At 62.1% G+C, this 9,272-nt stretch carries 17 protein-coding genes; all 17 read right to left on the bottom strand.

Features of this window, described 5'->3' with window-relative positions; genetic code table 11:
- Positions 1-7: 7 nt before the first annotated feature.
- Complete coding sequence (gene rplE, locus RSW2DRAFT_RS15595) at positions 8-568, bottom strand: 50S ribosomal protein L5 (protein WP_008032684.1); 561 nt, start codon at positions 566-568, stop codon at positions 8-10.
- Positions 568-873 carry a 50S ribosomal protein L24 gene (rplX, locus tag RSW2DRAFT_RS15600; RefSeq protein WP_008032686.1) on the bottom strand — a complete coding sequence of 102 codons (306 nt, stop codon included), beginning with the start codon at positions 871-873 and terminating at the stop codon, positions 568-570. The genes rplE and rplX overlap by 1 nt, the downstream gene beginning before the upstream one ends.
- Complete coding sequence (gene rplN, locus RSW2DRAFT_RS15605) at positions 873-1,241, bottom strand: 50S ribosomal protein L14 (protein WP_002722508.1); 369 nt, start codon at positions 1,239-1,241, stop codon at positions 873-875. Before rplN ends, rplX begins: the two co-directional genes overlap by 1 nt.
- Before the next feature lie 61 nt (positions 1,242-1,302).
- Entirely contained in the window at positions 1,303-1,542 is a 240-nt protein-coding gene (gene rpsQ, locus RSW2DRAFT_RS15610; RefSeq protein WP_008032703.1) for a 30S ribosomal protein S17, read from the bottom strand.
- A gap of 10 nt (positions 1,543-1,552) precedes the next feature.
- A complete protein-coding gene (gene rpmC, locus RSW2DRAFT_RS15615) occupies positions 1,553-1,756 on the bottom strand; it encodes a 50S ribosomal protein L29 (RefSeq protein WP_008032704.1) in 204 nt (67 codons plus the stop codon).
- Positions 1,757-1,942: 186 nt separating this feature from the next.
- Positions 1,943-2,263, bottom strand: a complete 321-nt coding sequence (locus RSW2DRAFT_RS15620) for a type II toxin-antitoxin system death-on-curing family toxin (RefSeq protein WP_008032705.1) — start codon at positions 2,261-2,263, stop codon at positions 1,943-1,945.
- 478 nt (positions 2,264-2,741) lie between these two features.
- Entirely contained in the window at positions 2,742-3,638 is an 897-nt protein-coding gene (locus RSW2DRAFT_RS15625) for a DMT family transporter (protein ID WP_008032706.1), read from the bottom strand.
- Between the two features lie 186 nt (positions 3,639-3,824).
- Entirely contained in the window at positions 3,825-4,238 is a 414-nt protein-coding gene (rplP, locus tag RSW2DRAFT_RS15630; RefSeq protein WP_008032707.1) for a 50S ribosomal protein L16, read from the bottom strand.
- Between the two features lie 12 nt (positions 4,239-4,250).
- Entirely contained in the window at positions 4,251-4,961 is a 711-nt protein-coding gene (rpsC, locus tag RSW2DRAFT_RS15635; protein WP_008032708.1) for a 30S ribosomal protein S3, read from the bottom strand.
- A complete protein-coding gene (gene rplV, locus RSW2DRAFT_RS15640) occupies positions 4,961-5,341 on the bottom strand; it encodes a 50S ribosomal protein L22 (RefSeq protein WP_008032709.1) in 381 nt (126 codons plus the stop codon). Before rplV ends, rpsC begins: the two co-directional genes overlap by 1 nt.
- 3 nt (positions 5,342-5,344) lie before the next feature.
- The gene (gene rpsS, locus RSW2DRAFT_RS15645) at positions 5,345-5,623 is read right to left on the bottom strand and encodes a 30S ribosomal protein S19 (protein WP_008032710.1); all 279 of its coding nucleotides are present in this window, start codon (positions 5,621-5,623) and stop codon (positions 5,345-5,347) included.
- A gap of 3 nt (positions 5,624-5,626) precedes the next feature.
- Positions 5,627-6,463, bottom strand: a complete 837-nt coding sequence (gene rplB / locus RSW2DRAFT_RS15650; RefSeq protein WP_008032711.1) for a 50S ribosomal protein L2 — start codon at positions 6,461-6,463, stop codon at positions 5,627-5,629.
- 126 nt (positions 6,464-6,589) lie between these two features.
- A complete protein-coding gene (locus tag RSW2DRAFT_RS15655) occupies positions 6,590-6,886 on the bottom strand; it encodes a 50S ribosomal protein L23 (RefSeq protein WP_008032713.1) in 297 nt (98 codons plus the stop codon).
- Positions 6,883-7,503: a 50S ribosomal protein L4 gene (gene rplD / locus RSW2DRAFT_RS15660; protein WP_008032716.1), complete on the bottom strand. Its 621-nt coding sequence runs from the start codon at positions 7,501-7,503 to the stop codon at positions 6,883-6,885. The genes RSW2DRAFT_RS15655 and rplD overlap by 4 nt, the downstream gene beginning before the upstream one ends.
- Entirely contained in the window at positions 7,500-8,225 is a 726-nt protein-coding gene (gene rplC, locus RSW2DRAFT_RS15665) for a 50S ribosomal protein L3 (protein ID WP_008032718.1), read from the bottom strand. Before rplC ends, rplD begins: the two co-directional genes overlap by 4 nt.
- A gap of 15 nt (positions 8,226-8,240) precedes the next feature.
- Positions 8,241-8,549: a 30S ribosomal protein S10 gene (gene rpsJ, locus RSW2DRAFT_RS15670; RefSeq protein ID WP_008032720.1), complete on the bottom strand. Its 309-nt coding sequence runs from the start codon at positions 8,547-8,549 to the stop codon at positions 8,241-8,243.
- Positions 8,550-8,629: 80 nt separating this feature from the next.
- The coding region (locus RSW2DRAFT_RS15675; protein ID WP_008028250.1) for an EF-Tu C-terminal domain-related protein at positions 8,630-9,272 on the bottom strand (643 nt) is incomplete at its 5' end.

Consider the following 9,272-nt stretch of genomic DNA (forward strand, 5'->3'; position numbering starts at 1 on the left):
CCCGCGATCAGCTGGTGAAGGGCATGTTGAATTGCTTCAACAGCGCCTTGGCTTCCGCGTCGGTCTTCGCGGTGGTGCAAATGATGATGTCCATGCCGAGCACTTCATCGACCTTGTCGAATTCGATCTCGGGGAACACGATCTGTTCCTTCAGGCCCATCGCGTAATTGCCGCGACCGTCGAACGAGGTGCCTTTGACGCCGCGGAAGTCGCGGACGCGGGGCAGAGCCACGGTGATCAGACGGTCAAGGAATTCATACATGCGGTCGCCACGCAGCGTGACCTTGCAGCCCAGCGGCATTTCCTCGCGCACGCGGAAGCCGGCGATCGACTTCTTGGCATGGGTGATCACGGCTTTCTGGCCGGCGATCAGCGTCAGTTCCTCGGCCGCGGCTTTCACCTTCTTGGTGTCCTTCACGGCCTCGCCGACGCCCATGTTGATCACGATCTTGTCCAGACGCGGGATCTGCATGTCGTTGGTATAGCTGAATTCCGTCTTCAGGGCGGCGCGCACGCGGTCCTTGTAGTCGGTCTTCAGCCGCGGGGTATAGGCGGTCTTGTCAAGCATCAGATCGCCTCCCCGGTGGTCTTGGCAAAGCGCACTTTCTTGTCGCCCTCGAAACGGAAGCCGACGCGGGTCGCCTTGCCGTTGGCGTCAATCAGCGCCAGGTTCGACAGATCAATCGGCATCGCTTTCGGGATGCGGCCGCCCTGGCTTTGCTGGCTTTGCTTGGTGTGACGGATGGCGATGTTCACGCCCTCAACCACGGCCTTGTTGGCGCTGGGGTTGACCGAGACGATCTCGCCCTGCTTGTCCTTGTCCTTGCCGGCAAGAACGACGACCTTGTCGCCTTTTTTCAGCTTTGCGGCCATCAGAGCACCTCCGGAGCCAGCGAGATGATTTTCATGAAGTTCTTGGCGCGCAATTCACGCACCACCGGCCCGAAGATGCGCGTGCCGACCGGTTCGCCCTGGTTGTTCAGGATGACGGCGGCATTGCGATCGAAACGGATGGTGGTGCCGTCTTCACGGCGAACTTCCTTGGCGGTGCGCACGACAACGGCCTTGCGGACGTCGCCCTTCTTCACACGGCCACGCGGAATGGCCTCCTTGACCGACACCACGATGATGTCGCCCACGGAAGCATAGCGGCGATGCGAGCCACCCAGAACCTTGATGCACTGAACCCGGCGCGCGCCAGAGTTGTCAGCCACATCCAGATTGGTCTGCATCTGGATCATTTGGTTTCTCCCGACCTTTGGGCAGCACGCCCAGGGTTTCGATGGAGCCTTGGGGGGTTACTTACGCAGTTGCGTCGGTAACCACCGTCCAGCGTTTGGTTTTCGAGATCGGCGCACATTCCTCGATGCGGACGGTGTCACCGGTCTTGAACTTGTTCTCGGCGTCGTGGGCCCGGTATTTCTTGGACTTGCGGACGGTCTTTTGCAGCAGCGGGTGCTTGAAGCGGCGCTCGACCAGAACCGTGATGGTCTGCTCGTTCTTGTCCGAGGTCACGACACCTTGCAGGATACGTTTGGGCATCAGTAACTCCTCAGTTCGCCGCCGCTTCGGCGGCTTTCTGGTTCAGGACCGTCTTGATACGCGCCACGTCACGACGGACGGCACGCATGCGGGCGGTGTTCTCAAGCTGACCGGTGGCTTGCTGGAAGCGCAGGTTGAACGCCTCTTTCTTCAGCGCAACCAGGCTGTCGCGCAGCTGGTCGGGCGTCTTGGTCTTCAGTTCCGTGGCGTTCATGCGCCGTTTTCCTTTTCAATCACCAGAGCGCCCCTGCCAAATTCGCAGGGTTACACTGAACCCGGTGGATCAATGATGAACCCCGATTCCGAGTCGCCCCGGAGCCGTGGATGGCGTCGTATAGGTTATGCGCGGGGGCGGGGCAAGCGGGAAGTTCGGAGGGCAGCGGATGGCGGGACAAGCGCGCTATTGCCGCACAAGCCGGTCCTTGAACCACAGGGTCAGCGCATCGAAGTCGATCTGCCCGGTGGCGACGGCAACCACCAGATCGTCAATCGGTTCGTCATCGGGGATGTTCAGGAAATAGCCGCTGCGGTCGATCAGGATTTCAACCAGCAGCCAGGCTGTGCGCTTGTTGCCATCGACGAAGCCATGATTTCCAACCAGACTGTGCAGCGTGGCCGCCGCCTTTCGGGCAATCGAGCGGTGATACCCCGAATAGGCGCGCGCCAAGGCGGATTCGATCAAGTGCAGACTGGCGACGCCATCGCGGCCGCCATAGGTCATGGCTTCATCATGCGCGGTGAAGGCGTCGGCCAGCGTCAGCCGGTAATGCCGCCTAGCGATCTGCCAACCGCTTCAGCGCCGAACTGCGCTTTGACGAAGCCTCCCTGACCGAGGATTGCGATTTCGGGCTGGACATAACCTGACAATTTCGGGTCTCGACCGCCAAAAACTTACCCGACCCTGCCTCACGCACGATCCATCCACCCTTTACGGCAGTTTTCGAATTCGGCCTTTTCTTAAAGGGATCCAAAATTTTAACCTCCGACCTTCTTGCGAAAGCACGTCGGTGATGCGCTCGCACCTTCCCAATATGCGGCTTCCCTAAATAATTCTCAAGGTCACAGACCGGGTCTGCCTCACCCCCCCCAAACGAAAAAGCCCCCGCCGTTTCCGGCATGGGCCAATTTCGTAGGTCGGGGTTCACCCCGACTCGCTCACCAATCCTCGCGGATCACGCCTCACGTTGTGACCGGCAGTTTCATCGCCCCAAGGCGCTGCGCCTCGCGGGCCAGACCTCCAGCACTCCGGCACACAACACCAGCGCGCCGCCGATGATCTCCAGTCGTGCCAGGTGTTCGTTTGCCAGCAGCGCCGCCGAGGCCGCCCCGACCAGAACCTCGGTCATCAGCAGGATGCCGACGCGCGCCGGTTCAAGCCGGACCGTCGCCCACATCAGGCTGGCCACCGACAGTCCCCACCAGAAGCCGCCGGTCACCAGCGCCAGACCGATCATGCGACCGGCGTTTTCAAGGGGGATGCCAACCGGCCAAGGCTCCAGCACCGGGGCAAGCATCAGCGCGGCAACCGCGGCGCCGAGGGCAAAGATGAAGGCAGCCGCCACCGGATCAAGCGTCGATTTCGCCCGTATGCCGGTGGTCGCCACCGACCACAGCAAACCTGCAAGCAATGCCATCCACTCTCCAGCGCCGCGGGGCACCGGGATGTCGCCATCCGCACTCAGCATCACCGCCAGTCCGACCAACCCGACAGCAATGGCAACGATCCGCAGCCGTGGTGTGTGCCAGCCCATCACATAGCGACCGATCAGCGTGCTCCAGACCGGCGTCAGGAAATAAAGCAGGATGATGATCGCTACCCGGCCATAGACGAATCCGATCGAGTATAGCGCGAAAGCGGCACCACCCAACGCAACCGAGGCCAGGGCAGCCCTGTTGGCCCGCGCGATCTGGTACCGCCTGCCAATTGCCAAGGGTGCCAGAAGAACCAGGGCCGCAACAGTGATCAGCGCCGTTCCCCATGCTCCGGGCAGCCCCATCCCGGCAAGCGCACGCACCGGCAGCCAGTAAAAGCCCCAGAGAGCCCCGGTGCCGACAACGATTGCCGTCGCCACCAATGTGATCCGGTCCTGTGTCATGGTTCAGCACTTAGCCGACAGGCGTGCGACAGACAAAGCAATCTTGCTGGCCACGCAGCGCCTGCGCCGCTTCTGCCCACTTCACGACACCCCGGCGTCAAGGCCGACCGCCCTGCCCCCAAAGAAAAAGCCCCCGCCGTTTCCGGCAGGGGCCAATTTCGTAGGTCGGGGGTCACCCCGCCCGGCTTACCAGTCTTCGCGGATCACGACGCGGGTGGTGACCGGCAGTTTCATCGCCCCAAGGCGCAGCGCCTCGCGGGCCACGGCTTCGGCCACACCGTCGATCTCGAACATGATCCGGCCCGGTTTCACCTTGGCCGCCCAGTAGTCGGTCGAGCCTTTGCCCTTACCCATCCGCACTTCGGTGGGCTTGGACGAGACCGGGACATCCGGGAAGATTCGGATCCAGACCCGGCCCTGACGCTTCATGTGGCGGGTGATCGCGCGGCGGGCCGCTTCGATCTGCCGCGCGGTGACGCGCTCGGGTTCGGTGGCTTTCAGGCCGAAGGTGCCGAAGTTCAACAGGAAGCCGCCCTTGGCCTCGCCGTGAATCCGACCCTTGAACTGCTTGCGGAACTTTGTCCGTTTTGGTTGCAGCATCTGTCTTACTCCTTACGCGCGTTCGCGGCGCGGTTGGCGCGGTGCGGCGCCTTCCTGTGCCTCGGCGTGACGGCGATCATGGGCCTGCGGATCGTGCTCAAGGATTTCGCCCTTGAAGATCCAGACCTTGACGCCGATGATGCCATAGGCGGTCATGGCTTCCGACAGCGCATAGTCGATGTCGGCGCGCAGCGTGTGCAGCGGCACCCGGCCTTCGCGATACCATTCCACCCGGGCGATCTCGGCACCGCCAAGACGACCCGAGACGTTGACCCGGATACCCAGGGCGCCGATGCGCATGGCGTTCTGCACTGCACGCTTCATGGCGCGACGGAACGACACCCGACGTTCCAACTGCTGGGTGATGCTTTCAGCCACCAGTTGCGCGTCAAGCTCGGGCTTGCGCACTTCGACGATGTTCAGGTGCAGTTCGGACTTGGTGAACACCGTCAGCTTCTTGCGCAGGGTTTCGATATCCGCGCCTTTCTTGCCGATGATCACGCCCGGACGCGCGGTGTGGATCGTCACGCGGCACTTCTTGTGCGGCCGCTCGATGATCACCTTGCTCACACCAGCCTGCTTGCACTCTTCATGGATGAAGGCGCGCATTTTCAGGTCTTCCAGCAGCAGGTTGCCATAGTCTTTCGACTCGGCGAACCAGCGGCTGTCCCAGGTGCGGTTGACCTGAAGACGCATGCCGATCGGATTGACTTTCTGACCCATTATGCAGTCTCCCCGACTTGCCGCACCAGAATGGTGATCTCGGAAAATGGTTTCATGATCTTGCCAAACCGGCCACGGGCGCGCGGGCGACCGCGTTTCATCACCAGGTTCTTGCCGCAATAGGCTTCGGCAACCACCAGTTCATCCACGTCGAGGTTGTGGTTGTTCTCGGCGTTGGCAATGGCCGATTGCAGGCACTTCAGCACGTCCTGGCTGATGCGCTTTTTCGAGAAGACCAGCTCGGCAATCGCCTTGTCGACCTTCTTGCCGCGGATCAGACCGGCGACCAGATTGAGTTTCTGCGGCGAGGTGCGAAGCATCTTGGATTTCGCCATGGCTTCGTTGTCGGCCACGCGGCGGGGGTTCTTTTCCTTGCCCATGGCTTACTTCCTCTTGGCTTTCTTGTCGGCAGCGTGACCGTAATAGGTCCGGGTCGGCGAATATTCACCGAACTTCTGGCCGATCATTTCTTCGGTAACCGCAACCGGGATGTGCTTCTTGCCGTTGTAAACGCCAAAGGTCAGCCCGACGAATTGCGGCAGGATGGTGGAGCGACGCGACCAGATCTTGATCACTTCGTTTTTGCCCGATTCTTTCGACTTCTCGGCCTTTTTCAGGACGTAGCCATCGACGAAAGGGCCTTTCCAGAGAGAACGTGCCATGGATCAGCGCCCCTTCTTCGCGTTGCGCGAGCGGACGATAAGCTTGTCCGTTGTCTTGTTCTTGCGGGTCTTGTTCCCCTTGGTGCCTTTGCCCCAGGGAGTAACAGGATGACGGCCGCCCGAGGTGCGGCCTTCGCCGCCGCCATGCGGGTGGTCGATCGGGTTCATGGCCACACCGCGCACCGTCGGGCGCACGCCCTTGTGGCGCATGCGGCCGGCCTTGCCGAAGTTCTGGTTCGAGTTGTCGGGGTTGGACACGGCACCGATGGTGGCCATACATTCCTGACGCACCATCCGCAGTTCGCCCGACGACAGGCGAATTTGCGCATAGCCACCGTCGCGGCCGACGAACTGGGCATAGGTGCCCGCCGCGCGGGCCAACTGACCACCCTTGCCGGGCTTCAGTTCGACGTTGTGGACGATCGTGCCGATCGGCATGCCCGAGAACGGCATGGCGTTGCCCGGCTTCACGTCGGTCTTGGCGCCCGCGATGACAGAGTCACCGATCGCCAGACGCTGCGGTGCCAGGATATAGGCCAGCTCGCCATCGGCATATTTGACCAGGGCGATGAAGGCGGTGCGGTTGGGATCGTATTCGATCCGCTCGACCACAGCCGCGATGTCGAATTTCGTGCGCTTGAAATCAACGATGCGATACAGGCGTTTCGCCCCACCGCCGTGATGCCACATCGTGACGCGTCCGGTATTGTTCCGACCACCCGATTTCGTCAGACCCTCGGTGAGGGCTTTGACGGGGCGGCCTTTCCACAGTTCCGAACGGTCGATCAGAACCAACCCGCGTTGGCCAGGCGTCGTCGGCTTATACGACTTGAGTGCCATGCTTTCTGTCTTCCGTCAGTTGAAGGATCCATCGTTGGGATCCGGTTTGCAGGGCTCCGAAGATCCCCAGTTCGAAAAAACCCTGCGGCCCCGGAAAACCGGGGCCGCGAGATTCGTCGCCTTCTATCAAAGGCCGGTGGAGACGTCGATGCTGTTTCCCGCCTCGAGCGTCACATAGGCCTTCTTCTTGTCCGAGCGCACGCCGGGGCGGCCCTTGAACTTCTTGGTCTTGCCCTTGGTGATGGTGGTGTTGACCGCCTTCACCTTCACGTTGAAGATCGCCTCGACGGCTTCCTTGATCGCGGGCTTGGTCGCATCCATCGCCACCTGGAACACCACGGCATTGGCATCGCCAACCATGGTGGCCTTTTCAGTGATGATCGGCTTGCGGATCACGTCGTAATGTTCGGGTTTCACGGTCATTTCAGACGCGCCTCCAAAGCTTCGACACCGGCTTTGGTGATCACCAGTTGATCACGCTTCAGGATGTCATAGACGTTCGCACCCATCGACGGCAGCACGTCGATGCCCTCGATGTTGCGGGCGGCCAGCGCGAAATTCGCGTCGACCTCGGCGCCGTCGATGATCAGGACACGCTTCCAGCCCAGTTCCTTGGCGGCTTTCGCCAGGATCGAGGATTTGGCGTCGGCCATGGTGGCCACGTCCAGAATGATCAACTCGCCGGCCTGGGCCTTGGCCGACAGCGCATGCCGCAGACCCAGTGCCCGGAACTTCTTGGGCAGGTCATGGGCGTGGCTGCGCGGGGTCGGACCCTTGACAACGCCACCGTGACGGAAGATCGGCGCCTTCTTGGAACCGTGACGCGCGCCGCCGGTGCCTTTCTGCTTGTAGATCTTCTTGGTCGAGTAGGACACTTCGGCGCGGGTCAGCGTCGAGTGGGTGCCGGCCTGGGCCTTCGCCCGCTGCCAGCGCACCACGCGGTGCAGGATGTCGGCGCGCGGCTCAAGGCCGAACAGCGCTTCGTCCAGAGTGATGGAACCGGCTTTGCCGCCGTCCAGCTTGATCACGTCGAGTTTCATGCTTCACCCCCTTCGACTGCCACTTCGGCAGCCGGAGCAGCAACCTGCGCCGAACGGATGGCGGCAGGCAGCGGCAGACCGGCGGGCGCCGCTTTCTTGACCGCATCCTTGATGGTGACCCAGCCGCCCTTGGAACCGGGGACCGCGCCCTTGATCATGATCAGGCCACGGTCGGCATCGGTGCGCACCACTTGCAGGTTCTGCGTGGTGCAGCGCACGGCGCCCATGTGACCGGCCATCTTCTTGCCCTTGAACACCTTGCCCGGGTCCTGGCACTGGCCCGTCGAGCCGTGCGAGCGGTGCGACACCGAAACCCCGTGCGAAGCCCGCAGGCCGCCGAAGTTGTGGCGTTTCATCGCCCCCTGAAAACCCTTGCCGATCGAGGTGCCGGCGATGTCAACGAATTGACCCGCCAGATAGTGATCAGCGGTGATTTCCGCGCCCACGTCGATCAGGTTGTCAGGCGAAACCCGGAACTCGGCAATCTTGCGCTTGGGCGCAACATTGGCGGCGGCGAAATGGCCGCGCATCCCGGCGGTGGTCCGCTTGGCCTTGGCGGCGCCCGCGCCCAACTGGACGGCGGTATAGCCATCCCGCTCGGCGGTGCGTTGCGCCACGACTTGCAGCGCGTCCAGTTGAAGAACGGTCACAGGAACCTGCTTGCCGTCTTCCAGGAACAGCCGGGTCATGCCCAGCTTCTTTGCGATAACTCCAGAGCGCATCTTGGTCATGCCCCCTTACACTTTGATTTCGACATCGACGCCGGCAGCGAGGTCGAGCTTCATCAGCGCGTCAACGGTCTGCGGGGTCGGGTCGATGATGTCGAGAAGACGCTTGTGCGTGCGGATCTCCCACTGGTCGCGCGACTTCTTGTCGATGTGCGGACCACGCAGAACCGTGAACTTCTCGATCTTGTTCGGCAGCGGAATCGGGCCGCGCACTTGCGCCCCGGTCCGCTTGGCGGTGTTGACGATTTCCAGCGTGCTGGCATCCAGCACACGGTAATCGAAGGCTTTCAGCCTGATACGGATAGTCTGACCTTGCATATTCGTGCCCTCGGGCTTGGCGGGTAGCGGGGGAGACCGGTCTTGCGATCGGGGCCCCCGCCCCTCTTCCAATCAAGTGATTAAGCGATGATTTTCGAAACGACGCCGGCGCCGACGGTGCGGCCGCCTTCGCGGATGGCGAAGCGCAGCTTTTCTTCCATGGCGATCGGCTGGATCAACTCGACGTTGAACTTCAGGTTGTCGCCCGGCATCACCATTTCCGTGCCCTCGGGCAACTGGACAGTGCCAGTCACGTCGGTGGTGCGGAAGTAGAACTGCGGCCGGTAGTTGGCGAAGAACGGCGTGTGACGGCCACCCTCTTCCTTGGTCAGGATGTAGGCTTCAGCCTCGAACTTGGTGTGCGGCTTCACCGAACCCGGCTTGCAGATCACCTGGCCACGCTCGATGCCCTCGCGGTCGATGCCGCGCAGCAAGAGACCGACGTTGTCGCCCGCCTGGCCCTGGTCCAGCAGCTTGCGGAACATTTCCACGCCGGTGCAGACCGATTTCTTGTTGGCGCGGATGCCGACGATCTCGACTTCCTCGCCGACCTTGACGATGCCGCGCTCGATCCGGCCGGTGGCAACGGTGCCGCGGCCCGAGATCGAGAACACGTCTTCGACCGGCATCAGGAACGGCTGGTCAACGGCGCGGGCGGGCGTCGGGATATACTCGTCCACCGCCTTCATCAGCGCGCGCACCGAGCTTTCGCCGATTTCCGGG

Source organism: Rhodobacter ferrooxidans (assembly GCF_000176015.1).
In the GTDB taxonomy this organism is placed as follows: domain Bacteria; phylum Pseudomonadota; class Alphaproteobacteria; order Rhodobacterales; family Rhodobacteraceae; genus Pseudorhodobacter_B; species Pseudorhodobacter_B ferrooxidans.

What these genes read in the sequence shown, in the direction of transcription:
- RSW2DRAFT_RS15655 (WP_008032713.1), bottom strand. Translation starts at nt 6,886, where the DNA reads ATGACCGTGAAACCCGAACATTACGACGTGATCCGCAAGCCGATCATC.
- rplP (WP_008032707.1), bottom strand. Translation starts at nt 4,238, where the DNA reads ATGCTGCAACCAAAACGGACAAAGTTCCGCAAGCAGTTCAAGGGTCGG.
- rplV (WP_008032709.1), bottom strand. Translation starts at nt 5,341, where the DNA reads ATGGGCAAGGAAAAGAACCCCCGCCGCGTGGCCGACAACGAAGCCATG.
- rplD (WP_008032716.1), bottom strand. Translation starts at nt 7,503, where the DNA reads ATGAAACTCGACGTGATCAAGCTGGACGGCGGCAAAGCCGGTTCCATC.
- rpsJ (WP_008032720.1), bottom strand. Translation starts at nt 8,549, where the DNA reads ATGCAAGGTCAGACTATCCGTATCAGGCTGAAAGCCTTCGATTACCGT.
- rpsS (WP_008032710.1), bottom strand. Translation starts at nt 5,623, where the DNA reads ATGGCACGTTCTCTCTGGAAAGGCCCTTTCGTCGATGGCTACGTCCTG.
- rplN (WP_002722508.1), bottom strand. Translation starts at nt 1,241, where the DNA reads ATGATCCAGATGCAGACCAATCTGGATGTGGCTGACAACTCTGGCGCG.
- rpmC (WP_008032704.1), bottom strand. Translation starts at nt 1,756, where the DNA reads ATGAACGCCACGGAACTGAAGACCAAGACGCCCGACCAGCTGCGCGAC.
- rplE (WP_008032684.1), bottom strand. Translation starts at nt 568, where the DNA reads ATGCTTGACAAGACCGCCTATACCCCGCGGCTGAAGACCGACTACAAG.
- rpsC (WP_008032708.1), bottom strand. Translation starts at nt 4,961, where the DNA reads ATGGGTCAGAAAGTCAATCCGATCGGCATGCGTCTTCAGGTCAACCGC.
- RSW2DRAFT_RS15625 (WP_008032706.1), bottom strand. Translation starts at nt 3,638, where the DNA reads ATGACACAGGACCGGATCACATTGGTGGCGACGGCAATCGTTGTCGGC.
- rplX (WP_008032686.1), bottom strand. Translation starts at nt 873, where the DNA reads ATGGCCGCAAAGCTGAAAAAAGGCGACAAGGTCGTCGTTCTTGCCGGC.
- rplC (WP_008032718.1), bottom strand. Translation starts at nt 8,225, where the DNA reads ATGCGCTCTGGAGTTATCGCAAAGAAGCTGGGCATGACCCGGCTGTTC.
- rplB (WP_008032711.1), bottom strand. Translation starts at nt 6,463, where the DNA reads ATGGCACTCAAGTCGTATAAGCCGACGACGCCTGGCCAACGCGGGTTG.
- RSW2DRAFT_RS15620 (WP_008032705.1), bottom strand. Translation starts at nt 2,263, where the DNA reads ATGACCTATGGCGGCCGCGATGGCGTCGCCAGTCTGCACTTGATCGAA.
- rpsQ (WP_008032703.1), bottom strand. Translation starts at nt 1,542, where the DNA reads ATGCCCAAACGTATCCTGCAAGGTGTCGTGACCTCGGACAAGAACGAG.